The sequence below is a fragment of the Acinetobacter sp. YH16032 genome (assembly GCF_013417345.1).
GTDB lineage: Bacteria > Pseudomonadota > Gammaproteobacteria > Pseudomonadales > Moraxellaceae > Acinetobacter.
The window spans coordinates 86,725-111,796 of record NZ_VPEE01000006.1; the positions used below are offsets into that span (position 1 = coordinate 86,725).

Sequence of the window (25,072 nt, forward strand, 5' to 3'; positions counted from 1 at the left end):
TTGAATAGAAATCACTCTCAAATTTAATAAAATGCGTTCAGGACTGCTGAATGAGGAAAACTCACTTCCAGAAGCTGATTTAACTTAACTCATTCAAAGTGTGAATATTGTTAGACGATATAATCACGAACCATATAGCGCGTTAACAAAAAAAAGAATATTGTTTAGGTGATCAATCAGATGAGTGCGTAATTATTATTTATACTCATCTCTAAATCAGATTCAGTCTTACAACTTTTGAGTAATCGCAAAAAAAAGACTCGGACTTAAAAGTCCGAGTCAGGTTGTAGTCAAATATTGAGCATTTTTTAAGAAAGATTTACTTTTTGAATACCATTTCTACCTGGGAAATCCTTGGCTAAAGATCGGGCATTAGGCATTTTTAACCATAATCTTAATAATTTTCTTCGCTTTGAGATGTCTTCATCATCTATAAATGACGATCGTGAATGCATTACACAATAGTTATTACAGAACTGCATATCACCCGGTTCAAGCATCATATCTAGTCTGAGATCAGGATCTTGTATGTATTGATCGAAAATATCAAGCGCATCGACTTGAACTCTGGATAAAGGTATTCCTTTTCGCTCATGTCCTAGTTCAATATATGCTCTTAAGTATCGGCAACTTAATTTATTGTCATAAAAGCTAAATATAGGCGTGAGTGTTGGTTCTGAGTCACCAAGATGATCACAATAAGTCGGATGATAATAATAACCTAGATATTCAGGATAATTTTCTAAAATTCTATTGTAGACTGTGGCAGCACTGACGAGACTACTCAATCCTCCACTCATTGCTTTTCTAATTGATAGCAATCCAACTACGTCAGATAAGTCAGTGTGGTAAGGGAGATATGCGTTTGTTTCATAAACTCGCGTTGATTTGTTGTTAAGATCACCAACGTTTTCTACTTTACCCAATAAATCGCCTTTAGGATTTTGGGTAACGGGTTGACCCATATACATGCCTATTAAATAGTAAATAATCGCCAATTGGCGTTCACTAAATTTAGAGACATCCAAACCTTTTAATAGAAAGAAACCATATCCATTCTCAAGCTCATCGGCATATTTTTTAAATTCAGATAAAACTTGTGAATTATTAATCGTTAAATGCGTGTTATTCAATTGATCAATTTCTAGATCTTGTTGTTCTATCAATTGCAAATTTTGGCTTAATTCATGAAGCATTTCTTCGCTTAAATAATAAATCCAATCTGTCTGATTTTTTAGGTCTTTGCCCACCCATGCCGACTTATGACTGATTTTCTCTTTTAATATCGTATTCATCGCAATCTATCCCTGAACTAGTGTTTGTTTTCCTGCATTTTTCGAACCATCGCATTAAAAAACTTATCTGCGAAAGCACTTTCTTGAATTAACATTTGAGTTAAGTCTGCACACTTCTGTTTTACAATATGATCTAATTCAAAATCGTCACCACGCATTGAATCCGCTTGGCATTGTATTTCTGCGGCTCGTTGAACTGTCCAGAGTAGGAAAAAAGCTTTTTCAATTGTACTCTCTCCCACAGCTACACCATGATTTCTAAGTACCAGAATGTGATGATCACCTAAACTTTTGATCATTCTTTGTTTTTCTTCTTCGAATAGGGTAATGCCTTCAAAGGCATGATAGCCTACCCGACCATATAACTGCGCACCATAAAAATTGTCATTTTTAAAGCCATCTTTCTTTTGTGCAATGGCACTGATTGGTGTGGTATGTGTATGTATTAAACATCGAATATCATCACGAGCACCATGAACAGCACTATGTAAAGCAAATCCTGCAGGATTGGCATCATATTCAGAATGAATTACTTTATTACCGTTTAAATCAACTTTTAATAAATTTTCGGGTGTGATTTCCGTATAGTTCAAGCCGAAAGGATTTACTAAATAATAGTGTTCAGCTCCTGGTAAGCGCGCTGAGACATGATTAAAAATTGTTTCCGTCCAACCAAAATAATCAATAAGGTGATAACAATTCGCTAATTTAACTCTGAGCGCCCATTCAGCTTCAGACACATTCAATACATTATTTTTCATCTTCATTATTCCTTGTTCTGGCTTGTTCGCTTAAATAGACCGTTAATTCATATATAAGTTTGGATGTCGGCATCGGACATTCATAAGCATCTGCCAATTCAAATACAGCTTCTGCAATGGGTGCTAACTCTAAAGGGCGATGATTTTTGTAGTCATGCCACATTGATGTATATGTTTCCCCCATCTCTGAACCTAACTTTAAAAATGTGTTTGGGTCGATATTGATACGAGCGCCATAGCAAGCCGCAACAGCTCGAACTTCATATAAAATTTGTTGAGTAATTCGAATTAAATTTTGATCAGCATAAATTTTACTTAGCGGAGCATCAGCCACAACCGATAATGGATTGGAGCTCAAGTTAGCCATAACCTTGGTCCAAATTTGATCTCGGATGTTCTCTACGGGTCGTGCTTCAATACTTGTATTTTCAAACAATTCAACAAGCGCATGTAATCGTTCAGTCATTTGATGACTCGGCTCACCAAAGATCAACAAATATGGATTGTCTGATTTAACCTCATTTCCATTGACACTTTGCGCTGTAATAAATACGACAGCGCCAATTAAATGTTCTAATGGAAAATGGTCATTTAAAACGCCCTGTTGATCTAAACAATTTATACTTGAATGTTCAGAGTTATTCTCTAAACCGTAAAAATACCAAAAGGGTATTCCATTCATTAACGGCACGATGACTGTCGCGTTATGCATATAACGCTTCAGCTGAGTTGAAATTTCATATAAAGCGTTAAACTTGGTTGCTATAAATATAAAATCCTGTTTTTCAATGCATTCTTCAGTATCCACAATTCGAGATGGATGTACTTGAAATTCACCCAGTACATCTTTTAAATGAATCCCTTTTTGCTTTAGCGTTTCGACTTTTTCCCCTCTCGCTAGAACAGTGACTTGGTGTCCTGCTAGCGTTAATCTAGCAGCAACTACACAGCCTATGGCTCCAGCACCATATACCAAAATTTTTTTTGACATCCATTCAAATCCCTGAAAATCGTATGATTTGTTATGTTCTATATAGCTAATACGTCTTGATGCTTACTATTAATTCCTAAGTAACTTTCGATGATTCTTGGATCTTCAACTAAATCAGAGCCCCTTCCTTCCATTGATAGTTCTCCCATTTCAAGGACATAAGCATAATCTGCAAGTTTTAAAGCAGCTCTGGCATTCTGCTCAACTAACAAGATAGACACGCCATGTCCTCTTAATTGGTCAATGACCTTAAAAATTTCTCGAGTGATGAGTGGTGCTAATCCCAAACTCGGCTCATCAAGCATCAACAATTTAGGTTTAGCCATGAGTGCACGACCCACTGCAAGCATTTGTCGTTCACCACCAGAAAGTGTTCCTGCTTGCTGAGATCGTCTTTCTTTCAAACGAGGAAAAATGTCATACACTTCATCTAAAGTGCTGAAAATTTCTTTGTCTCTTTGGCGATAGCGTTGAAAAGCGCCAAGCATAAGATTGTCTTCAATAGACATTGTTCCAAATAACTCTCGTTTTTCAGGCACTAATCCAAGCCCACGAATGACCATTTGCTCAACCTGTGGACATTGCTCCACATGTCCATCGAAATCGACGTGTCCTTTAGAACCCAGCACCCCCATAATTGCAGACAATAAAGTTGTTTTACCCGCACCATTTGGACCAACAACAGAAACAATTTGGCCTTGATTAACACGCATATTAAAATTTGAAAGCGCTTCGACTTTTCCGTAAGCAACACTCAAATTATTTACTTCTAGCAGAGGCGTGCCCTCTTGATTTCCAAGCATTGTGATCATGCAGCACCTCCTAAATAAGCTTCCAATACAGCTTCATTTTTTTGAATTTCTTCTGGTAATCCTTCAGCAATTTTTTGACCGAACTCCATGACCACAATTCGGTCTGCGAGATTCATGACAAAGTCCATATCATGCTCGACCAAGAGAATTGCCATACCTTCAGCACGTAATTTCGCTAGAAGTTCAGCTAAGGCTTGTTTCTCTTTAAATCTTAATCCTGCTGCGGGCTCATCAAGTAGTAATAAGCTTGGGTTCGCACATAAAGCACGTGCAATTTCTAAAATACGTTGCTGCCCGAGTGCTAAACTGCCAGCTTCGACATACAAATATTCTCCAAGCCCTACACGTTCTAGTTGATATTTAGCCTCAGTGAGAAGTTCATTTTCTTCAACTCGATCAAGAAGTAACATGGATGAGATGACACTTTTTTCTCCGCGCAAATGTGCACCTATGGCTGTATTTTCTAATACAGTCATTTCAGGCAATATTTTTACGTGTTGGAATGTGCGACTTAATCCTAATTTGGCAATTTCTCTGGATGGTATGCCATTTATTTTTTTACCTTTAAATAAAACTTCACCACTTGTTGGAACATCTACACCTGATATTTGATTGAACATGGTACTTTTACCAGCACCATTCGGACCAATTAAAGCGAGAACCTCTCCAGCGTGAATTTTCAGATTCATTTCATTGTTCGCAACCAAGCCACCAAATTTTTTCGTGATGTTCTTCGCATCTAATATCAATTCACCCTTGTTGATTTGATTTTCTACTTTGTCCATTTGAGGAATGGGGTGGATTGAAGGATATAAATCTACAGGCTTATATTTATTTGGGATCAACTTAGTAATAAATGACCAAATCCCTGATGGTGCTTTTTGCATCAATACAACAATGATTAATCCAAATACGATTGTTTCATAATGACCTTGTCCGCCAAAAATAATAGGCAAAGCATCTTGCAACCATTGGCGTACCATGGTGAATATGCCTGCACCTAATATTGCACCCCAAATACTACCGACACCGCCTAACAACGCCATAAACAAGTAGTCGATACCCATTTGGAGTCCAAAAGGTGTCGGGTTAATAAAAGTTTGCGTGTGTGCATAAAGCCACCCTGAAATTGATGCAAAAATTGCAGCAATCACAAAGATGATCATTTTTGCTCTAAACGTATTTACTCCCATAGACTCAGCCATTACTTGTCCGCCTTTCAAAGCGCGGATTGCTCGACCCTCTCGAGAATTTAAAAGATTTTTTGTCAAAATAATGGCAATAAATACAATGAGCCAAATGAGGTAGAACATTTTATTGCCATTATCAAAGGCAAATCCTGCGATAGAGATAGAGGGAATATTCGAAATTCCAGAATGCCCACCTAAAGTTTCAATGGTCGAAAAGAAATAATAAAGTGAAATGCCCCAAGCGATCGTACCTAAAGGCAGATAATGCCCTGAAAGTTTTAGTGTTAAGCCACCCACCAAAATCGCAGATGCGACTGTAATGACTATTCCGAGCAGAAGTCCAAACCAAGGATTACCACCTGTCCATGCGAGGAAACTTGGTAATTGCTCAGTCACAGTTAAGTAAGCTGTTGCGTATGCGCCAATTCCAACTAAGGCTGCTTGACCAAATGTAGTCATGCCTCCAACGCCTGTCACCAATACAAGACCTAACACGACTAATGCATTTAGACCAATATAGTTCAATAAAGTGACTTGATAGGTCGGTAAAAAAAATGGGCTGATGAATACAATTAGCGCAAATATAAAGAAATAAGTTTTTGATTTCATTCTTCATCCTCCTCAACATGACGAGTTGTGAGTGATTTCCAAAGTAAGAAAGGAATAATTAATGTAAAGACGATGATTTCTTTGTAATCACTTGCCCAAAACATGGAGAAAGACTCAATAACACCAACAATCACGGCACCAATTGCTGCGACTGGGAAGCTGATTAGTCCTCCAATGATTGCCCCTACAAATCCCTTCAGACTTAAAATAAATCCTGAGTCGTAATACAGGGTTGTGATCGGTGCAATTAAAATGCCTGATAAGGTTCCGATAAATGTAGCTAAAACAAAAGTCAGTTTGCCCGCAAAGATTGGAGAAATACCCATGAGCTGTGCACCGATTCGATTGACAGCGGTTGCATGCAATGCCTTGCCATAGAGTGTTTTTTCAAAGAAATACCAAAGCACTAAAATCATCACAAAGAATGAAACGATAATGATCAAAGTTTGACTGCTTAAAACAAGAGTCCCAATTTCAAAGCTTTTATCACTAAATGGTTGTGTTTGAGCACCATTTGGACCGAATATCACGAGTCCTAAACCGACTAATGCCACATGAACCGCTATCGACACGATCAATAAAACTAAAGGTTTGGCTGCGACTAAAGGTTGAAAAAAAGTGCGATACATTTGAGGACCAAGCGGTGTAATCACAGCCAAAGTCAATAAAACTTGAATTGGCATTGGAAGCGTCGCTAAAGGTAGTGTGTACATCGCGATAACGATCAAAGAAATATAAATCAATGACGCAATAAAAATTTTGATATTAAATATTTGATTTTTAAAAAATTTAGCGTATAAATCCAGACTTGTATTGACAATAAAAAACGCAACTACCAGCCAAACTATTAAGCTTGGAATACCTGCTTGAATGGATGCCAAGGTCAATGCACCAAATACAGCAAATTCACCCAATGGAATAAGTAATATCCGAGTGACAGTAAAAACTAAAATGATACATAGCGCTAATAATGCATAAATAGCACCACTGGTAATACCATCCTGCCCCAAAATTAACGCGATATTTAAATCCATAACATCTTCCTACCCTTTTTTGAGGATGAATTTACCTAGAGCGATATATGCATATCGCTCTGAGTTTATTTATGATGAAAAGCTAAATTTACTTCAGTAGTTTCCACTGACCATTTTTAACAATGATCATTTCACGCCCACGCTTGTCAAATCCACTATGATCAGATGGGCTCATGTTATACACGCCTTGAGTTCCTGCGACTTCTTTTGTAGATTCCAATGCATCACGTAGAGCTTCACGGAATTGCACGGTGCCAGGCTTTGCTTTTTTCAAAGCAGTCGGTACAGCTTTTTCAAGCAAAATACCTGCGTCATACACATTTGCCCCGAAAGTTGCAGGTGTTTGTTTATATTTTGCTTTATAATCATTGATATATTTAGTAGCAATTTTCTTAGAAGGATGTGTATTAGATACTTCATTTAAAACAAGCATTAAACTGGCAGCTAAAATCGTATTTTCTACTTTCTTGCCACCCATTTTTAAATATTGATCTAAAGCCGCACCATGCGTTTGATAAATTTGCCCTCGATAGCCTCGATCATATAAAGCAGTTTGTGGAGGCACTGCTGAACTGCCTGGTGCTGCAACTAGAATTGCCTGTGGTTTTTTACTTATGAGTTTTAACGCTTGACCAGTTAGAGAGGTATCTTGACGTTGAAATGATTCTTGAGCAACGATTTTAATCCCATTTTTCTTTGCTAAATTCGCTAAGACTTTTCCCCAGTTTTCTCCATACGGATCAGCAGTACCGATAAATCCTAGAGTTGTAATTTTTCGCTTCACCATATCTTGCACAAGCGCTTCTGCGATGATTTCATCATTCTGAGTGGTCTTAAACACCCATTTTTTTTGATCCGTCATTGGCATGACTATCGTAGAAGTACCAACAGGTGCAAGAAGAGGTACTTTCGCTTTAGCAATTGTCCCTATCACTGCAGAAGCATTTGGTGAACCAGAAGGACCAATAATTGCATCAACTTTGTTTTCTTTAATTAGTTTCTCGACAGCTTTGACAGATGCTGTAGGATCACTCGCATCATCAAGAGAAATATATCGAACATTTTCATTACCAATTTTTTTAGGTAATAAAGCAACTGTATTTTTTTGTGGTATACCTACCATTGCTACAGGTCCGGATGATGATGTCACAACTCCAATCGTGATATCAGCTTGAGCATAAGTGGCAATTGCGATTAAGCTTGTTGATAATAATAATTTTTTAAACATCATATAATCTCCAGTTTGTCCATTAACTGTTTATGTAATTAGAATTTATAGCTATATGTAGTAATGATTCGATTTTCAACAAAATCATTACCATTGGTTGTTCCTGCACCATATTTAGTAGTCGTGTCGATATACCTCCATTCTATACCCAACCCTTTAAAAGACCCTTCTGGAACGGTGTAGCCGACAATGAAATTAGCTTCAGTTTCTTTATTATCTGGTAGGCCATTACGCTCTATGTTCGTACCATATAAATAACGCAAAGTCGTTCTTAAACCCGGCAAACCAACATTTTTAAAGTCATAAGAATAAAGTGCATGATAAGTAAGTTCTTCAGGTTTGATGAAACCTAAAGTTGACCAAGTATGTAGGAAAGGTTGAGGAGCGAATCCATCAAATGTTGGAAAATTGGTATCCCCGGAATTTTTTTGAACACCTGCAGCAAAACTATGTGAGCCATTTTGAATGTTGGCCTGAACGCCAAATGTTTTGCTATCTATGTTTCCATAGTATTTGTCACCAGCTTCACTGTTATGGAAATAACGTGCATCTAATTTGATTTTAGAGTCGCCAATTTGAGTGTTATATGCTGCATTTAAATAATGTTGGTTATAAATATCTTCGAGCTGACCAAACCAGTAAGAGCCTGAAATTTTAGGGCTAAAATTATAGTCTAAACCAACATAACTTAAACCATTACTTTCTATTCTTGCTTTACCTGGTGCAAACAAGCTTAGTTTTTCAAACTCATCATCATTACGCGCGTTTATATGAGTGATTCTTCCAGCTGAAAATTTTAAATTTTGAATCGCTTTCGTTTCAAATGCCGCACCAGCATATGTTGTCACCAACTGACGTGAATCATCAATAAATGCAACAGGTGTTCTTGGCGAAAGTTCCCCAACTAATAGCTCAGAATCTTTATATTTCAGCTTTAAGGTTGCACCAAATTTATTATAACTACGTTCTTGCTCATTTTTTATGGGATCAAATGGTAAGATCGAATCAGACCTTTCAGCATTATGATTTGATAATCTTAGTGCGTAACTTGAAGTCACGTCAAAACCCACCTGAACGGGTGTATTAGTATAACCTGAACTAAACTTTAGACCTAATGCTTGTGACCAACTACCAACATCAGGCTGTGTTGTGTTATTTCGATCAATAAAGAAATTTCTTAAATTTATTGTCGTTTGACTATCTTTTACCAAGTCCGCATAAACTGCTGTATTACAGCAAATTGCTAGTATTGCAAATGTAGGTAACTTTTTCACTCAACTTCCCCTTAGTTTTTTACTGATTTTCTCACTCAACCCTGTTTAATTTTTTCTATTCAGCTATATGAAATTTCATATATTCAACCCAATTCTTTTCCAATTCCATAGAAAATTCAATTTTCTTTTAAGTATATTTATATACCTTAATTAATAATTAAATCCCTTTTAAATCTTCATAGATTGAAAAAAAGGCCAAATGATCTAACATTTAGCCCAATTTGATTTAATGAATACCCGCAATATCTTTTAGAATGGTGATAAAAGTATTCTTTTCTTGATCACTGTATTTTGCAAATACTTCATTTTGATGCTCATCAGCTATATCAAATAAATAATGTGCGGTTTTTTTACCTTTATCCGTTAATTGGTAGAATTCTTCTGTTTCGACTAGTAGCTCATCTTTCTTAAGGATTTCCGCTGCTCTTTCTATTTCTCGCATAGGCATTGCTATATCACGTGGCAAATCATCTTTGCATGAACTTGCACCACTGCCTAGCACTAAAAGCATTCGAGCTTCACTCGTTCTAAAACCTGTGACTAATTGCTTTGGGATGTAATCATTTTGATAAAACTTGAATGCTCGACTCATGAGATAGGCAACATTATTATATAAGTTACCTTGATATAGTTGACCCAAATCATCAGTTTGGACCGGATTTGAATCTTTAATTCTTAACATTGGGTGTGGTGTTACTGCTGAGTACGCACCCTGGTGATATACTAATGGACTACGACCTTCATCTTGAAAATTAACGACCTTTCCAATAATAATCCAGTGATCCCCGCCTTCTACAATTTGAAATAATTCACATTCAAAAACAGCAGAGCAATTTTCCAGAACTGGAGCATTACCTACACCCAAACGGTAGTTTGCTCCTTCGAATTTATCAATATTGCGTTTAGCAAATTTATTCGATACCTCGATTTGTGATCCAGATAAAATATTGACTGCAAAATGACTAGAGTTTTTAAAAACTTCAAAACTGGTCGATTTTTTATCAATACTCCACAAGATTAAAGGTGGGTCTAATGAAACTGAGTTAAAACTATTGGCAGTTACACCCACTTTTTCACCTTGCGCATTTTGCGCTGTAATAATAGTAACCCCAGTTGCAAAATTACCGAGTGCTCTGCGGAATTTCATCGGATCAATAGCTTGTTCTTCCGATTTTTGATAACTATTCATTCCCTTCTCCTGAATCCCAAAATGACCTTCCATGATGGCAATTCAACTATTAAATATCTAAAACTAATCTCGGTGTTTTTGATCGAGAACAACACACTAAAATCTGCTCATTACTTTCTTTTTCTTCGTCAGTAAAGTAGACGTCTCGATGATCGGGTTCGCCTTCAAGCACATCACACATACACGTTCCACAAACGCCCTGTTCGCACGATAACTCGACTTTAATCCCTTCTCGCGCTAAAGCTTGCAGAATAGTTTCCTCTGGAGCTACTTGAATCGTTTTACCACTTTGTTGTGCAACAACTTCAAAACTAGCGCCACCTAAATCAATATCTACCTGAAAATATTCTTTATGTAATTGATCGGAACTAAAACCCTTAGACTCAGCAAGATTAATAATCCAATCCATAAATCCATTAGGACCACAGGTATATAAATGTGAATCTTTGGCAATATCTTTCATTGCGTGATCAAAAAATTCACGATGATTTGCACCATCATCTTTAAAATGGAAAGTTGTATAACTCGCTAAGGGACCTTGCTTGATTTCATCTACAAATGCAGCGGTTTGTTTGGAAGCTGCACAATAATGCAATTCAAATGACTTATCGTTATTTAATAAATCATAAGCCATGGTAATTAACGGTGTAATCCCAATACCACCACCAACTAAAATGCTGTGAGATGCATCTAACAATGGGAACAAATTTTTAGGATGGCTGACTTGTAGTTTCATCCCTTCAAAGATGTCATTAAACGCCGACAGTGACCCCCCTCTTGATGCTTCGTCTTTTAAGATCCCTAGTCGAAAAACACCTTTTAAACTAGGATCTTGACATAGAGAATACTGACGGATTAACCCATTAGGCAGGAATAGATCGATATGTGATCCAGCTTCAATTTCAGGTAATGGAGACTCAGTTGCTGAAATTAAATCTAAGACAACAACATTTTCCGCTTCTACTGATCTTTTATTTACTATTACGGAGTATTTTTCGTTCATAGTTTTCCCCTTTATGACTAAGCCAATGCTTAGCGCATAAATAGTCCTCCGTTAATATCCCATGTTGCTCCTGTCACAAAAGCTGCTTGTGGGGATGCTAACAAAGCACAAGTTTCAGCGATAAAACTCATACTGCCTAAAGCCTTGACAGGAATGTTATTGATAAACGCTTCCATTTTTTCATCTGAAACAACGCTGTGTACTATTGGAGACTCCATTGGTCCTGGTGCTACGGCATTTACCGTCACACCTTTAGCGGCAAATTCTTTTGCAAAAATTTTAGTCAAAGTTACGATTGCCCCTTTTGAAGCTGCATAATGCGCTCCCGTTGCAGTACCACCATTCTGACCAGCCAATGAAGCCATGTTGATAATTCGACCAAAGCCTTTAGATGCCATATATTGACCAATAATTTGGCATGACTGAAAGGTTCCTCGTTGGTTGACTTGTGTCACCCAATCAAAATCACTCGCAGTGATTTCAAGGACAGGAGTTGCTTTAGTTACTGTGGCGTTATTGATTAAAACATCCAACTTGTTGAAATGAGTTTCAATCCAACTCACTGCATCTCTAAAGTCCTGCTCTACTGATATATCCAGTTTTAAGGGATACATCTGCGATGGATACTGACTCGCAGCTTTAGCGCTTTCCGCTTTTTCTAAGGTACTTGCAGTTAAAATAACTTGATGCCCTTGTTTAGCAAAATATTCAGCAATCACATTACCTAAACCAGAGGCAGCACCAGTAACCAAAACAACATGTGACATGGTCACCTCCTATAGAATGTAACTGATACCAGCTAAGGTATCTGTCGAATTGACTAGATTGATAATTTTACGGTCTATTTTGAGTTCGCCATTCTCTTGACGTACTAGCTCATAAATCACATCAGCAGTGTAATGACGCAAATTCTCTTTTCGGAACTCTCTTAAATTTTGTGCACAGCGTAAAATTATCTTGTGATCAGTTTCTTCAATAATTCGCACACGTGACAAGCTTCGAACAGTATTGGCCTTAGGAGCTGTCGAGATTGCTTCACCATTTTCTAAACGCTCTACACGTAATTGACGCATGTGGTGATTGTCATATGCATAGTTCAAATGGTTTTCGTAATCTGTCAATGATGGATCAATTGGAATGATGTATTTGCCATTTTCATTCCATAAACTTAACCATGCTTGATACTCTGAATGATCTAACATGTCAGCTTCAGCCCAAATGAATGCTGTTACTTCGTTCAAAAGATTTAAATTAATTTTCATGCTCTTCCCCTTAAGCCGTCATCAACTTTTTCCATTGTTGGTAAGCGCCACGCATGCCTGTTTCAGCACTCACGTCACTCTTCAGACCATCTTCAGTTTTGACTTCTCCTGGTAAACCACGGTTCAACATGATCCAAAGATCATTGCCCGCATTTGCACCATGCTGTACACGCTCCCAAGCTTCCGCATCATCTGGCGTACCAAAACCGAAAGGACCTTGGAAATGTTCATGTAGACGTAGGCGATATTGGTTGGCAATTTGTGGTCCACCATCCATCGTAATCACTGAGTGGTGAATTTCAGTTTTATCTACCGCTAATGGTTGCATTACACGGAAGAACGCCATAGAACATGCAATGTTAGGGAAAATATTTAAGTTAAAGCCCGAACCACCGACAGCACGGCAAATTCGACGAACTTCAAGTTCCTCAAGACCTTCTTCACGTAGCGCTTGGGCAAGTTCTTCAAAACGCTCTTGGATTGGTCGCTCCATCAACTCTTCATCAAGATCTACCAGTTCTGGAATCATCACCATCACGCTGTGACCATTTCCTAGATCTTCAACATAGCCTGGTTGATTTTCAAAGTTGAAAAGCTCTTCTGTTTTTTCGTCTACAGAACTTAAGAATGATTTATGAACCAATGGGAAATGATACGCGTCAGTTGTATTTTCCAACTGAATTTTCCAGTTACCTGGGAATGTAAAACGATGCTCACCTAATACTTTGACTGGATAACCTGCGCCTTGCTTCATGAATAGATCAATCCACTTTTTCGCAGCACCTAAAAAGTCTTCTAATGGCTCAATATCGTCTTTGAAGGTCGCAAAGATCATGCCGTTATATTCTTCTACACGTAGGCTGATCAGTGGAAATTCAGATTTATCTAAACATTCGCCATAACTTTCAGGTGAAGGAACGCCACGCAATGTACCATCTAAAGCGTAACTCCAACCATGATATGGACATACAAAGCTATTTGTTTTGCCTTTTTTATGCTCACAAACTGTAGCAGCACGATGGCGACAGCGGTTGAGTAAAACGTGGACTTTTTTCTTACGATCTCGTACAGCCACTACAGGTTGTTTACCAATATTAATCGTTTTATAACTACCAGCATCTGGAATTTCACTTGCATGAGCAACCCAAACCCAAGTGCTGTAGAAAATTTTTTCCATTTCATCTTCAAAGATTTGTGCATCTTTATATAAAGAGGTATGCACTCGGTCACTTTGAACTAATTCATTGTAATCAATTTCAATATTTTGAACTGGTATTGCACTATTCATCATGTATTCCCTTATAACTGTTTATGCAACTCAACCGACTAAATTTGATTGCGGTACTGGTAACTCATCATCACTGGTCCAATGCGTTACTGGTCGACTGAAAATATTTTCTGTTTGGAAGTGTTTGATTTTCCAAATGCCATTATTTTGTTGCTTAAAACGGATTGTCAGTTTGGCTGCATTCAAGTGGCTTGCACCCGTTTTGAAAGTTGATGTTTGCAACATCAACCAGTGACCAACAGCCACATCACCCTCAATATAAATTTGTTCAGAATTCACAAAATGTGCATTCATAACAAAATGCGAGTCCTTCAGCGTGTATGTTTTAAACATGTCATATACTGCCTGCCAAGACTCAAGCCGACCAAATGACTGGGCGTATTTTTTCCCTACCCCCTCCCAAATACACTCACGATCAAATAAATCCATCAGCGCTTCTAAATTTGTGTTTTGATTAAGTTCATCACAAATTTCCATATAACGATTTAGGCAATTACGAATTTGATTCTGCGCTTCCAACTGTTGAAGACGTTGAAGAATGCTTTTGAGTTCATTAGAGTCGACCATATCGATATCCTTATCGTTGAATAATTAATTCACGACCAACTCTTGCTTCAACTTTGCAATACTTCCAAAGTTTATATGGACCTTCTCCGACCACAGTCGTACGGAATAAATTACATGCAGCATGAACTGTTTCAATATCAGGTACATCAGCCAATAAATAGGTTGTCCAAGGCCAACCCGTACTTGCACCTACCATGCTTTGATCATCATCTAAGTTGCCGTATACATGAACGCCAGGTAAATCATGGATACCATTCCACATTTCACCAAATGCTGCCCATACTGCTTTTGCTTCTGCTGGCTCTGCATCAAAGAAGTTTTGGTTAATCCCCATACAGAACAATACGCGTAATGATTTTTTAGCTTCCATTTCGATTTCCTTCTTTTCGGTCATTTATAAATATCCAGGTGTCGGATTAAGCCCAAAGCTCATCGCACCAGCATTTTGTAAAGTTGCATCACCCATAAATGCATGCTGTGTCACGACATTCGTGTCATTCACAAAGCGACTAAATGGATGGTTGGTATAAATGGCAGTCATGCCAGCTAACATTTGCATTTTGCGGGTGACCTTTGCACAGACTCTTGCCGCATGTGTACAAGATAGACGCATATCACTAATTAAATGTGGTTCAGGTTTTCGCCCGTTGAGTACTTCTTCCCATACAATATCCATGGTGTTGTAGAACCATGTTCTTGCAGCTAGGAACTCAGCTTCAGCTTTCGCAAATTCGTACTGAGTGATAGGTCGATTAGCAATTTCTGCACCTCCAGTAATCGACGACTTACCTGGAGCTAATTTTCTAAATTCTTCCAATGACGCCGAGGCTACGCCAATTCCGACTACGGTGAGGACTTGAGTCGCCAAAGAGAGGGATGGATATTTGAAAAATGGTTCGCTGAGTTTAGATGGCTCACCCCGAACAAAAGTCCAATGCTCAGGTACAAGTACATTATCGACAATGAGATCGTGACTACCTGTGCCTTTTAAACCTACTGTATCCCACGTCATTTCAATTTGTGCTTTATGCGCTGGTAAAACAGCCATACGTGGTAAGCCATGAGATTCATTATCTTTGATCGGGGCAATGCCTACACCAACGATATCTGCACCTTTACAACCACTTGAGAATTTCCAACGGCCTTTTACAACTAAACCCTCATTGGTCACTTGAGCAGCTTGCGGTGGAAAAATTCCACCAGCAAAAACGATATCTGGACCATTTTTATAAAGTTCGGAAAGTGTCTCTTCAGGTAAACTCCCAAGATAAGCTGGACTCATACCAAAACTTGCAACCCAACCTACTGATCCATCTGCTTTAGAGAGCCTTTCAATAAGTTCACAAAACGTACGCGGTGAAACCTCATCACCACCGAAACGTTTAGGAACTAAAGCACGATATACCCCAATTGATTTCAGTTTTTGAATAATGTCTTGACTCACGTATGCTTGTTCGTCAAATTCACCTGAACACGCTCGATGTCTAATCTCTTGACATAATTCTTCAAGATCAATCAAGCTCTCTGTTTGATCTTTGGCTAAATTGCTCATTTGCCACCTCCTTGTGAATGCTTCGTAATATCGACAATGTGTTGTGCAATAGCACACAATTTTTCATCTTCACCATGCTTAGCAATTAATTGCATACCGACAGGTAAGCCATTTGATGTTTCATATGGAATCGTAAGCGCTGGATGGCCCGATAGATTGAATGGTCGCACGAGCTTAGTTAAATTGAGGAAAGCAACAGTATTTTCAGCTTCGTCTAATTTAGGTGGAAATTGAGGTAGTGTCGGCAGTATCAAAACATCAACATTGTTGAGTAAATCATTGATCTGCTCTGTGAATTGAGTTCTTATTAATTCAGCATTTTCTACATCTTTTTGAGTGGTTTCAGATGCTTTTAATAAACGCTGCTGAACATCATTGGCTAGAAGTCCAGTTTGAGTAAGATCATGATATGCACCCCAAGTTTCGTAATTAATGATCGACATACCTGCTTGATATGCTTCATCAATATTGTCTATGAATAGATTTTTTTGAGGTAAATCAATTTTTGTTAACTCAGCATCTAAGACACGCCAAATTTCAGATTCCGCTTCGACACGTAATATTCCTAATTGAATCTGCTGTAGATCGATTTGGATTTCGTTAAATGTAGGATCAATGATCTGCATAGCAAGAATCAGATTGTTGATATCTGATGCGAATGGTCCGACGCAGTCTAAAGTGGTATCTTTTGGCCAAACACCATCACGACTTACACGACCAAATGAAGGTTTTAATCCATACACTCCACAGCAAGCGGCTGGCATACGAATTGAGCCACCTGTATCCGTACCAATACTGAAGTCCGCTAGATCTGCCGCAATAGCTGCAGCCGAACCACTGGAAGAGCCTCCAGGAATAAGTTGCGGATATTTAACATTTAAAGGTGTTCCGAAGTTTTTGTTTATTCCAGTTATACCGAATGCGAGTTCATGAAGATGAGTTTTTCCAATAATTTTGCAATCACTGCTGAGTATATTTTTTATAATTTCAGCATGTGAAAATGCAGGGCATGCTCCACTGCGCGCCTGAGTTCCAAGTGTCGTCACTTCATTTTGTATATCAATTGAGTCTTTAACCACGACTCTAATTTTTCCATCTCCTAAAGAGAGACTTCTAGATATAATATTCAATTCACTTTTCCATGTATTTTTATACTCAACATCAATATCTGAAAAATTAATGTATTTGTCAAGTTATTTTGAAATAAAATAATCTTTGTCTTTTTTCTTGTATAATCAATTATATTTTTTTAAGTTTAATTGCTGCTCATGTTAAAAAATTTTGAAAATTATTTGCCAAATAACGATCCCAAAAGTTTGGAAAATTTCCCATTTTTTTGGATATCTCAAGTTAATGGTAAGTATTCCCAATTGATTGATAAATCTTTAAAAAAAATAGGTCTCGATAATACAAAAAGAAAAATCATTTTGAGTACAAATGCTCTCGGTGAAGCCAATATCACTGAAATAGCAAATTTAGCAACAATCAAATTAACAACTGCAACTAAGGCAATCTATAGATTAGTCGAAGAAGGTATAGTTGAAGTTTTCTCATCCCCTCATGATGAAAGGATTTCTATGGTGAAGCTCACTGAAAAAGGATATGGTCTTGTGGATGAAATTAATCAGATCAATCGTGTTACTTTAGCTGGTATATTAAATTCTTTTGATGAACAAGAACTTGAGTCACTAAATTTACAATTAAAGAAAATATTCAATTTAATGCCAAATAGGTAAAAAGACTAAAATCTTTTTACCTACTAACGCTTATTTCATAATTTCATATTGTGGAATAAGCTGATTAAATCGCAAATTTTCAGCGAATTTTGATATGACATTTAGTTTATATTGATAAATATCCATGCTTTCATATTTGTAAAAACCTGATAGCTCTCTAATACCATTTCTATTTTCCCTCATATTTTTTTTGATAATATCAGGGGCTTTGTAACGCTCACCAAGTTCTTCTCTCAAATACTCAGAAGCATGATACAAAATATCTCCTCCTCCCCAATCGATAAACTCTAGCATACCTAACACTGAAAAACGCAAACCAAAACCTGTACGAATCGCTTTATCAATATCCTCAGCACTTGCTACGTTTTCTTCAACCATTCTCGCTGCTTCATTCATTGCCAATGCTTGAATTCTTGGAACAATGTATCCAGCAACTGCATTACAAATCACAGGGACTTTACCAATTGCCTCAAGTAATGTTTTTAGTTTTTCTACTACTATATCAGCAGTATGCTCTGATCGGCTTAGCTCAACTAAAGGCATTAAATATCCAGGATTAAGCCAATGCGCATTAACAATACGTTCTGGATGAGAAATTAATTTTGCTATATCAGTGACCAAAAAGGTCGAAGTCGTTGATGCCACAATACAGTTTTTAGAAATTAAGGGTTCCAACCACCGAAAACAGTGTTGTTTATGAGTCATTATTTCAGGTACACCTTCAATAATTAATTCACAATTTTTCCAATCAATAGTTTGATTATCTTTGAAATAAAAATGAATTCTTTCTTTTAATACTTTACATTGATCATTCACTAACATCCCGATATGTTCTAAGAGATGCAACTCTTGTTCGAGGCTGTCATTCCATTTTTGCAGAAATTCATTTTTTTCTGCTGGGTTTCGATCTTTTACGTCTACAAGTGCAATCTCAATTCCTGCATATGCGAATGCGATCGCAATCGCATTACCCATTCTGCCTGCACCTACAATAATAATATTTTTAATCATGCAGATTGCTCTCCGGAGTTCAATAGGTGTTTTAATTGTTGCTGTGTTAAATCAAATAACCCTAAATTTTCAAGAGTGCGACCCTCACTATACAAATCCCTACCAGTAATTGATGATGCGATATTCAGAAGCCCTTCAGCAATCGGCGTTTTGACTCCAACATACTTACCAACCGATACAATAAATGACAGGCCTAATCGTGTGTCTTCGAGCATATACCGATGTGAATGTAAATCTATTTTCTCGCGCCAATCGCCACTGTCAGTCAACTTACCATGTGCCCCCCTACCATACATCCACTCATCTCCTTCACCCTCTTTATTGTAGTGATCTGCGAGTGGGAAATGCTGTTTCGAGTATCCCAATGCTTCACGAATATTCATTCGCTCTTGATCTAATAAGCTCGTTACTCTCCTCACTGAAGGTTGAGTACCTTCATTATGAATATCCCATACATCAAAATGTTCTAAAGGCGCAGCATTGAGCATAATTAATGGAGGATGAATAATGGGTCCTGCATTCATTAAAGCTCCACTCAAAGCATCCTCTATAGTTTCGATGCTGTCATAAGCTTGCTTTAATACTCTAATAGCATGATCTTTTAATTTTGCTGGATAGACCCCAGTAGGCAATCGCGTCGCATATACACTAATCACGATAGAATTCGGACTATGTTTTCTTACTAAATATGGCAAAGTACCCGTTTCAGCAAAAGCCACGTCAGACTTATTTCCAACTTTAAGCATTGCTTGAGCAAATAGGTATGTTCCAAAAGTACCTGGGGGTAAAAATACGACTTGACCAGATGTTAAGTAGGGTGCTATTTCAATCGATAAATCTTCATGGCTTGTTGCGGGTAAAGGAATAATAATCAATTCAGCGTTTTCAATAGCTTTGGATAAATCAGTTTCAAGTTGGATTTTTTGATGTTCATCCCCAACAGATACTGTTCTAGTGCCACGAAAGTCTTTTACAGTAAGCTCACCATATTTCGCTAATTCTTTTAGTGAATCTCGATCTCTTCGCCATAATTTAACTTCGTGATTTTTTTCCGCCATCTCCACTGCTGATGCATAACATCCATGTCCACCGCCAAGAACCGTGATTTTCATTTTCTTCCCCTACATATTTATTGTGTATTGTGATAGTAGGAAAGATTCTTCTTTTTGCTCGCGTCAAAAAGCGGCACTGCTATTCGAATTACGAATTTATTTCTATTAATTTGTTTTGTTTCACGGTTTCTGAAGGCGTGCATCCATAACGTTTTTTATAAAGCCGAGTAAAGTGTCCAAAGCTTCTTACACCATGAGCATTGAAGATATCAATTATAGGCTGATCAACCTGAGTGTGTTTAAGTTCTTGATGAACTCGGTCCAATTTGATTGATGTCATGAAACTGAGAGGCGTTTGGTTCAAATAGGTATTAAATCCCTTTTGAAGCGTTCTTACCGAGACTTTTACAAGCCTCGCAACTTCCTCAATCGAGATTGCTTCCATATAATGTTGCTCAATCAAATGAGCTGCATTTTTGATATAACTTGGGATGAGTTGATATTTTTTATCTGCGATTCGTTCACTGAAATTATGTGGAATTTTGATCAGTAATAACTCAGTCAAATATGAACTAAAGCTATCAGAAATTTGCCACCAGTTTTCAATATTTGAATATGCAAAGCATAAGTAGTTCAGTGTTTCTAAAATTGAAATTCTTTCTTCAGATGTATAGGAAATGCCACTATCGAAAATAAGATTTTTCTGAGGGATATATCCCAACAAGCGATATAAAACAGTGTTGATCAACTCATGATCAATTTTTAATATGATATTTCTACATTTGGCTTGGAGTTCAATTCTATTTTCAAAATGAGGATGAGAAACTGTAAGTAATCCAGGACGTTGTTGATAAGTTGAATGATCATATTTGACTTTACATTCCCCTTCCAAATTAAATCTAAACAGATAACTTTGACACTCAGCACCAAAACTAATTTGAACTGGAGCATTGTAACTTAATTCAAATAGTGCAACTTGACCAAATGAAAACCCACTTAATTTTACTTCTAAAGATTCATCATTCAATACTTCAAATTGATGAGGGCACAAGTATTGTCCTATCACATCTTTAATCTGAAAATATTCTTTTGAAGACAATAAGTTGAATTTCTTTAAAAGTTTCAGATTCGATAAATACATGATAGGTGTACCCTCATTATTTTATTCAGACATGATTTATTTAGACTCAACTCGCAAACTATTTTCGAAGGCTTTACAACCCACTTTCAATAATACAAAGCACAATACGCATGATATTGCACCAACGATAGATATCGATGAACCGACCATAAAAGGATTTTCAAAAATACGATCCGTAATTAAAGCCACTAATGTGGTACCAATACCTAAAGCAATCAAATTACTGATGAGTAAAAAGATAGATGAGATTTGGGCACGTAATTGATTTGGCGAAAGCATTTGCATTGCTGTTGTTGAAATCGGCATTGGGAAAGAAGCGAAAAACATTGCAACAACCAACAATGTAACTGATAGCCATAATTCATTAACTTGTGAAAACAAAATCATTGGAATAATCAGACCTACGATTCCAATCACACCCACAAACATAGGCGAATCTTTTCTGCCTTTTTGAATAAAATAATCATTCATCCAACCAGCCGCAAATACACCTAAAGTATTTGAAATCAGTAACACGGCACCCAACATATAGCCCACTTCAGTAGCTGTCATATTGTAATGTCGTATGTAAAATGCAGGTGTCCAGCTAATTAAGCAAAACAATGCCATGGCATAAAAAGTAAATCCCAAATAATGACATGTAAATGTTTTTTTATGCTTTTTCAAAAATTTAAAAGTATCACTAAGCTTTACTTTTACCACGTTCCCCTGCGCATCGACCATCTGCCCTTTACGCTTAGGATCTTTAACAGTTAAAAGTACCAATATGCCAATAATGACTCCTGGTAAACCTACTAAAATAAACGCCACTTGCCATGCCTTTAACATTCCAAATAAGGGTACAGCGATAAGAGACATGTCCTTGAGTAATCCAATGACAAAACCACCTACTAAGAATGCGATTCCCCCACCAACAAAAGATCCAATCGAATAAATAGCTACAGCTCGACCCAATTTATCTTTTGCAAACATATCACTAAACATTGAATAGGCTGCAGGTGACAAAGCAGCTTCACCAATTCCTACACCCATTCTGCTCAAAAACAACTGGATAAAGTTCTTACTTAAACCACATAAAGCTGTTGCAATGCTCCAAAATACAATCCCGGCAGCAATTAATTTTGGTCTTGAGAATCGATCTGCGATATAAGCCAGCGGCAGCCCCATGAATGCATAAAATAAAGAAAAAGCTAGTCCATGGAGTAGACTAAATTGCGTGTCTGTTAAATTCAAATCTGCTTTTATCGGTTCAATCATCAAAGCCAAAATTTGACGATCGATAAAAGAAAATATATATGCAATCATGCAAAGTATTACAACATACCAAGCATAAATATCCTTCTTTTTTGCATCATTGCTCTTTAACTCGGAAATTTTTTCCATCGAAATCATCCTAAATATTTTATAGATCAGCGCTATCCCTATGACAAATCCATGCCAATTTATGCTGATTTATAAAATAAATATCATTTTTAACACTATTATTCTATTTATTTTTCCATTAAATATTACATATAAATAGATATTTTATATTAATCTAATCTAAAAAAATTAGTTCATACTCTTCAATTCGTCTAGATAATCTAATATTTGTTTGATGTATTCATTATTATCGATACTTCTATAGGCAACTGTAATTGGACTTTCAGCCTCATTATCTAGAATAGGTATAAACTTCAAATTTTTCATACCTATAGAGCATGCACTCTTTGGAATAATACACCCCCCCTCACCAGATGACACCATCCCCAATGCCATATGGATTTCTCTCGTCTCGATCAGATTTTGGGGAATTAAGTCAAGTTCAGAGAATATTCCTTGAACAAAAGTTGAGAAGTTTGGTTTAGGAGTATTTGGATATATATAAATATGTTCGTTAACCAATTGTGATAAATGTACTTCCTTAACATTTTGGGTCACTAACGTATGATCTTTGTGCACTGCTAAAAAAAGTTGCTCTCTTTCGATCACTATTCTTTTTATTGAAGGATCACTAATTCCTAATCGACCAAACCCAATATCAATTTTTCCCAATTTCAAAGCTTCTACCTGATCCCTGGTTCCGCATTCCACCAATTCAACTTTTATATTTGCAATATGCTTTCTTAAATAATCAATAATCTCAGGTAATTTCCAATAAAAAAGCGAACCAACATATCCAATTCGTACCGTAGTATCTGTCACTTTATATCGATTTACCATCGATTTAGCATGTGCTGTTAAGGTCAGTATCTGTACAGCATATTGGTAAAAAAACTCTCCAACTTCAGTTGTTTTGATCGGTCTCATGCCTCTTTCAAATAATACGACACCTAACTCTGACTCTAAGTTTTTGATTTGTCGTGTAAGTGGTGGTTGTGCGATACATAACTTCTCAGCAGCTTTTGTAATACTTTTTTCTTCGACCACAGTAGCAAAATACTTTAATGTTCTTAATTCCATTGAAATTTCCTTAATCCATACTTTTTTAGTATTTTAATATACTACTTAACCTCTATTTTCAATACTTTATTTCAAATAAGGTATTTAGCATATATTAATGGAATATATTGCTGCATGTACAAAAATATTGAAACCTTGCTCGTTGAAATCCCGACGATCCGCCCACACAAGATGGCGGTCGCAACGATGCAAACTCAAACCTTAGTCCTCATTAAAATCGAAACTTCGGATGGTTTCATTGGTTGGGGCGAAGCAACCACCATCGGTGGCTTAGGCTATGGTGAAGAAAGCCCTGAAAGTATCAAAACCAATATCGATACTTATTTTGCTCCACTACTCAAAACTTTTACTGATCTCAACGTTGCTCAAATTATGCAAGTGTTGAAGAAGAATATTAATGGCAACCGTTTTGCAAAATGTGCCATTCAAACTGCTTTACTCGATATTCAAGCTCAACGTTTAGGCTTGCCTCTGTCTGAAGTGCTAGGTGGCCGTCTGCGTGACAGCGTCCCTGTGCTTTGGGTGTTGGCTTCTGGTGATACGGATAAAGATATCGCTGAAGCGAAAAAGATGATCGAAGCTAAGCGTCATAACTTCTTTAAATTAAAAATTGGTTCTCGTGCTGTAGAAGCAGATGTTGAGCATGTTCTCACCATCAAAAAAGCGTTAGGTGCTGATATTTCTATCCGTGTCGATGTGAACCGTGCTTGGTCTGAGTTAGAAGCGATCAAAGGTATTCAGCTTCTGCAAGATGGCGGTGTGGATCTAATTGAACAGCCATGTGCGATTGACAATATTGATGCCATGGAGCGTTTAACTCGTCGTTTTGATATTGCCATTATGGCGGATGAGTCATTGATGGGTCCAAGTACAGCTTATCGTTTAGCGAAGCGTAATGCTGCTTCTGTGTTTGCTGTAAAAGTTGCTCAGTCTGGTGGCCTACTCGAAGGTCGTGATGTAGCAACCATTGCAAACCTCGCTGGTGTAGATCTGTATGGTGGCACGATGCTTGAAGGTTCTGTTGGCACCATCGCTTCTGCACATTTGTTCTCGACCTTTGAGAATTTGGCATATGGCACTGAATTGTTTGGTCCATTGCTGTTGACTGACGAAATTTTAAAGACCCCGCTTCAATATCGTGATTTCGAATTACATCTGCCTCAAGGCAATGGTTTAGGTATTGAGTTGGATTTAGACAAGATTGACAACCTTCGCCGCAAATAAGCGACGTGATACATCAGGAGTGAGACATGCTGTTTCATGTACGAATGGATGTGAACATCCCACTGGATATGCCAGTTGAAAAAGCGAATGAGATTAAAGCTGTTGAAAAGGCGTATTCGCAAGAGTTACAGCAACAAGGCAAGTGGCGTCATATCTGGCGAATCACAGGTCAGTATTCAAACATCAGTATTTTTGATGTGGAAAGCAATGAAGAGCTTCATTCAATTTTACAAGGTCTTCCGCTTTACCCATATATGAATATCGAAGTAATGGCGTTAAATCGCCACCCATCTTCTATCCGTGAAGATGATCGTTAAGTTTTAAGTGTCTTGGCTTGATTGATTCAGGCCATGACATCAATACATCCAGAGGTTTTTTAGCGTCATTTTAAACAAGGATTGTGGCAGCGAG

25 protein-coding genes are annotated in these 25,072 nt (G+C 37.4%); 3 read left to right on the forward strand and 22 right to left on the reverse strand.

What is annotated here, in order from left to right; genetic code table 11:
* Nucleotides 1-308: 308 nt before the first annotated feature.
* The 17 genes from FTV32_RS06260 to FTV32_RS06340 all read right to left on the reverse strand — a co-directional run bounded on the left by FTV32_RS06260 (nucleotide 309) and on the right by FTV32_RS06340 (nucleotide 17,185).
* Nucleotides 309-1,295 carry a TauD/TfdA family dioxygenase gene (locus tag FTV32_RS06260; protein WP_092767703.1) on the reverse strand — a complete coding sequence of 329 codons (987 nt, stop codon included), beginning with the start codon at nucleotides 1,293-1,295 and terminating at the stop codon, nucleotides 309-311.
* A 17-nt stretch (nucleotides 1,296-1,312) separates the two neighbouring features.
* The gene (locus tag FTV32_RS06265; protein WP_257227598.1) at nucleotides 1,313-2,056 is read right to left on the reverse strand and encodes a class II aldolase/adducin family protein; all 744 of its coding nucleotides are present in this window, start codon (nucleotides 2,054-2,056) and stop codon (nucleotides 1,313-1,315) included.
* Nucleotides 2,046-3,047 carry a ketopantoate reductase family protein gene (locus FTV32_RS06270; protein WP_180028229.1) on the reverse strand — a complete coding sequence of 334 codons (1,002 nt, stop codon included), beginning with the start codon at nucleotides 3,045-3,047 and terminating at the stop codon, nucleotides 2,046-2,048. The genes FTV32_RS06265 and FTV32_RS06270 overlap by 11 nt, the downstream gene beginning before the upstream one ends.
* A 38-nt stretch (nucleotides 3,048-3,085) precedes the next feature.
* Nucleotides 3,086-3,859 (reverse strand): ABC transporter ATP-binding protein, encoded by a 774-nt coding sequence (locus FTV32_RS06275; protein WP_180028230.1) that lies wholly within the window; start codon nucleotides 3,857-3,859, stop codon nucleotides 3,086-3,088.
* Entirely contained in the window at nucleotides 3,856-5,658 is a 1,803-nt protein-coding gene (locus FTV32_RS06280; protein ID WP_180028231.1) for an ATP-binding cassette domain-containing protein, read from the reverse strand. Before FTV32_RS06280 ends, FTV32_RS06275 begins: the two co-directional genes overlap by 4 nt.
* Nucleotides 5,655-6,692 carry a branched-chain amino acid ABC transporter permease gene (locus tag FTV32_RS06285; protein WP_180028232.1) on the reverse strand — a complete coding sequence of 346 codons (1,038 nt, stop codon included), beginning with the start codon at nucleotides 6,690-6,692 and terminating at the stop codon, nucleotides 5,655-5,657. Before FTV32_RS06285 ends, FTV32_RS06280 begins: the two co-directional genes overlap by 4 nt.
* Nucleotides 6,693-6,780: 88 nt before the next feature.
* Nucleotides 6,781-7,923, reverse strand: coding sequence for an ABC transporter substrate-binding protein (locus FTV32_RS06290; protein WP_180028233.1), 1,143 nt, complete (start codon nucleotides 7,921-7,923; stop codon nucleotides 6,781-6,783).
* 35 nt (nucleotides 7,924-7,958) lie between these two features.
* Nucleotides 7,959-9,194, reverse strand: coding sequence for an OprD family outer membrane porin (locus FTV32_RS06295; RefSeq protein ID WP_035266345.1), 1,236 nt, complete (start codon nucleotides 9,192-9,194; stop codon nucleotides 7,959-7,961).
* 226 nt (nucleotides 9,195-9,420) lie between these two features.
* Entirely contained in the window at nucleotides 9,421-10,383 is a 963-nt protein-coding gene (locus FTV32_RS06300; RefSeq protein WP_180028234.1) for a p-hydroxyphenylacetate 3-hydroxylase reductase component, read from the reverse strand.
* Between the two features lie 49 nt (nucleotides 10,384-10,432).
* A complete protein-coding gene (locus FTV32_RS06305) occupies nucleotides 10,433-11,386 on the reverse strand; it encodes a PDR/VanB family oxidoreductase (protein ID WP_092767691.1) in 954 nt (317 codons plus the stop codon).
* 29 nt (nucleotides 11,387-11,415) lie between these two features.
* On the reverse strand, nucleotides 11,416-12,153 hold the full coding sequence (locus FTV32_RS06310; RefSeq protein ID WP_035266343.1) for an SDR family NAD(P)-dependent oxidoreductase: 738 nt from the start codon (nucleotides 12,151-12,153) through the stop codon (nucleotides 11,416-11,418).
* 9 nt (nucleotides 12,154-12,162) lie between these two features.
* Entirely contained in the window at nucleotides 12,163-12,648 is a 486-nt protein-coding gene (locus tag FTV32_RS06315; RefSeq protein ID WP_035266341.1) for an aromatic-ring-hydroxylating dioxygenase subunit beta, read from the reverse strand.
* Nucleotides 12,649-12,658: 10 nt separating this feature from the next.
* A complete protein-coding gene (locus FTV32_RS06320) occupies nucleotides 12,659-13,936 on the reverse strand; it encodes a Rieske 2Fe-2S domain-containing protein (RefSeq protein ID WP_180028235.1) in 1,278 nt (425 codons plus the stop codon).
* Between the two features lie 30 nt (nucleotides 13,937-13,966).
* The gene (locus FTV32_RS06325; RefSeq protein WP_180028236.1) at nucleotides 13,967-14,503 is read right to left on the reverse strand and encodes a nuclear transport factor 2 family protein; all 537 of its coding nucleotides are present in this window, start codon (nucleotides 14,501-14,503) and stop codon (nucleotides 13,967-13,969) included.
* Between the two features lie 10 nt (nucleotides 14,504-14,513).
* A complete protein-coding gene (locus FTV32_RS06330) occupies nucleotides 14,514-14,873 on the reverse strand; it encodes a hypothetical protein (protein WP_035266405.1) in 360 nt (119 codons plus the stop codon).
* Between the two features lie 24 nt (nucleotides 14,874-14,897).
* A complete protein-coding gene (locus FTV32_RS06335) occupies nucleotides 14,898-16,055 on the reverse strand; it encodes an acyl-CoA dehydrogenase family protein (protein ID WP_180028237.1) in 1,158 nt (385 codons plus the stop codon).
* Nucleotides 16,052-17,185 carry an amidase gene (locus FTV32_RS06340; RefSeq protein WP_180028238.1) on the reverse strand — a complete coding sequence of 378 codons (1,134 nt, stop codon included), beginning with the start codon at nucleotides 17,183-17,185 and terminating at the stop codon, nucleotides 16,052-16,054. The genes FTV32_RS06335 and FTV32_RS06340 overlap by 4 nt, the downstream gene beginning before the upstream one ends.
* A gap of 138 nt (nucleotides 17,186-17,323) precedes the next feature.
* Between FTV32_RS06340 and FTV32_RS06345 the strand changes: the two genes are divergently transcribed.
* Complete coding sequence (locus tag FTV32_RS06345; protein ID WP_092767678.1) at nucleotides 17,324-17,791, forward strand: MarR family winged helix-turn-helix transcriptional regulator; 468 nt, start codon at nucleotides 17,324-17,326, stop codon at nucleotides 17,789-17,791.
* Nucleotides 17,792-17,821: 30 nt separating this feature from the next.
* Here FTV32_RS06345 and FTV32_RS06350 read toward each other — a convergent pair whose 3' ends face one another.
* From FTV32_RS06350 to FTV32_RS06370, 5 genes are all read right to left on the reverse strand, one after another.
* Nucleotides 17,822-18,808 (reverse strand): 3-hydroxybutyryl-CoA dehydrogenase, encoded by a 987-nt coding sequence (locus FTV32_RS06350; RefSeq protein ID WP_171260716.1) that lies wholly within the window; start codon nucleotides 18,806-18,808, stop codon nucleotides 17,822-17,824.
* Nucleotides 18,799-19,914, reverse strand: a complete 1,116-nt coding sequence (locus tag FTV32_RS06355; protein WP_092767674.1) for an NAD/NADP-dependent octopine/nopaline dehydrogenase family protein — start codon at nucleotides 19,912-19,914, stop codon at nucleotides 18,799-18,801. Before FTV32_RS06355 ends, FTV32_RS06350 begins: the two co-directional genes overlap by 10 nt.
* Nucleotides 19,915-20,002: 88 nt before the next feature.
* Complete coding sequence (locus tag FTV32_RS06360; RefSeq protein ID WP_180028239.1) at nucleotides 20,003-20,995, reverse strand: AraC family transcriptional regulator; 993 nt, start codon at nucleotides 20,993-20,995, stop codon at nucleotides 20,003-20,005.
* A 36-nt stretch (nucleotides 20,996-21,031) separates the two neighbouring features.
* Nucleotides 21,032-22,378, reverse strand: coding sequence for an MFS transporter (locus FTV32_RS06365; RefSeq protein ID WP_180028240.1), 1,347 nt, complete (start codon nucleotides 22,376-22,378; stop codon nucleotides 21,032-21,034).
* Nucleotides 22,379-22,546: 168 nt separating this feature from the next.
* Complete coding sequence (locus FTV32_RS06370; protein WP_035266330.1) at nucleotides 22,547-23,437, reverse strand: LysR family transcriptional regulator; 891 nt, start codon at nucleotides 23,435-23,437, stop codon at nucleotides 22,547-22,549.
* Nucleotides 23,438-23,551: 114 nt separating this feature from the next.
* Here FTV32_RS06370 and FTV32_RS06375 point away from each other — a divergent pair, with 114 nt between their 5' ends.
* Together FTV32_RS06375 and catC are read left to right on the forward strand one after the other, a co-directional pair.
* A complete protein-coding gene (locus FTV32_RS06375; RefSeq protein ID WP_092767668.1) occupies nucleotides 23,552-24,661 on the forward strand; it encodes a muconate/chloromuconate family cycloisomerase in 1,110 nt (369 codons plus the stop codon).
* A gap of 26 nt (nucleotides 24,662-24,687) precedes the next feature.
* The gene (catC, locus tag FTV32_RS06380) at nucleotides 24,688-24,978 is read left to right on the forward strand and encodes a muconolactone Delta-isomerase (protein WP_092766278.1); all 291 of its coding nucleotides are present in this window, start codon (nucleotides 24,688-24,690) and stop codon (nucleotides 24,976-24,978) included.
* Nucleotides 24,979-25,072: the final 94 nt, after the last annotated feature.

Bases quoted from the DNA above. Each gene is read 5' to 3' on its own strand.
- FTV32_RS06260 (WP_092767703.1), bottom strand. From the start codon at position 1,295: ATGAATACGATATTAAAAGAGAAAATCAGTCATAAGTCGGCATGGGTG.
- FTV32_RS06265 (WP_257227598.1), bottom strand. From the start codon at position 2,056: ATGAAAAATAATGTATTGAATGTGTCTGAAGCTGAATGGGCGCTCAGA.
- FTV32_RS06270 (WP_180028229.1), bottom strand. From the start codon at position 3,047: ATGTCAAAAAAAATTTTGGTATATGGTGCTGGAGCCATAGGCTGTGTA.
- FTV32_RS06275 (WP_180028230.1), bottom strand. From the start codon at position 3,859: ATGATCACAATGCTTGGAAATCAAGAGGGCACGCCTCTGCTAGAAGTA.
- FTV32_RS06280 (WP_180028231.1), bottom strand. From the start codon at position 5,658: ATGAAATCAAAAACTTATTTCTTTATATTTGCGCTAATTGTATTCATC.
- FTV32_RS06285 (WP_180028232.1), bottom strand. From the start codon at position 6,692: ATGGATTTAAATATCGCGTTAATTTTGGGGCAGGATGGTATTACCAGT.
- FTV32_RS06290 (WP_180028233.1), bottom strand. From the start codon at position 7,923: ATGATGTTTAAAAAATTATTATTATCAACAAGCTTAATCGCAATTGCC.
- FTV32_RS06300 (WP_180028234.1), bottom strand. From the start codon at position 10,383: ATGAATAGTTATCAAAAATCGGAAGAACAAGCTATTGATCCGATGAAA.
- FTV32_RS06305 (WP_092767691.1), bottom strand. From the start codon at position 11,386: ATGAACGAAAAATACTCCGTAATAGTAAATAAAAGATCAGTAGAAGCG.
- FTV32_RS06310 (WP_035266343.1), bottom strand. From the start codon at position 12,153: ATGTCACATGTTGTTTTGGTTACTGGTGCTGCCTCTGGTTTAGGTAAT.
- FTV32_RS06315 (WP_035266341.1), bottom strand. From the start codon at position 12,648: ATGAAAATTAATTTAAATCTTTTGAACGAAGTAACAGCATTCATTTGG.
- FTV32_RS06320 (WP_180028235.1), bottom strand. From the start codon at position 13,936: ATGAATAGTGCAATACCAGTTCAAAATATTGAAATTGATTACAATGAA.
- FTV32_RS06325 (WP_180028236.1), bottom strand. From the start codon at position 14,503: ATGGTCGACTCTAATGAACTCAAAAGCATTCTTCAACGTCTTCAACAG.
- FTV32_RS06330 (WP_035266405.1), bottom strand. From the start codon at position 14,873: ATGGAAGCTAAAAAATCATTACGCGTATTGTTCTGTATGGGGATTAAC.
- FTV32_RS06335 (WP_180028237.1), bottom strand. From the start codon at position 16,055: ATGAGCAATTTAGCCAAAGATCAAACAGAGAGCTTGATTGATCTTGAA.
- FTV32_RS06345 (WP_092767678.1), top strand. From the start codon at position 17,324: ATGTTAAAAAATTTTGAAAATTATTTGCCAAATAACGATCCCAAAAGT.
- FTV32_RS06355 (WP_092767674.1), bottom strand. From the start codon at position 19,914: ATGAAAATCACGGTTCTTGGCGGTGGACATGGATGTTATGCATCAGCA.
- FTV32_RS06360 (WP_180028239.1), bottom strand. From the start codon at position 20,995: ATGTATTTATCGAATCTGAAACTTTTAAAGAAATTCAACTTATTGTCT.
- FTV32_RS06365 (WP_180028240.1), bottom strand. From the start codon at position 22,378: ATGGAAAAAATTTCCGAGTTAAAGAGCAATGATGCAAAAAAGAAGGAT.
- FTV32_RS06370 (WP_035266330.1), bottom strand. From the start codon at position 23,437: ATGGAATTAAGAACATTAAAGTATTTTGCTACTGTGGTCGAAGAAAAA.
- FTV32_RS06375 (WP_092767668.1), top strand. From the start codon at position 23,552: ATGTACAAAAATATTGAAACCTTGCTCGTTGAAATCCCGACGATCCGC.
- catC (WP_092766278.1), top strand. From the start codon at position 24,688: ATGCTGTTTCATGTACGAATGGATGTGAACATCCCACTGGATATGCCA.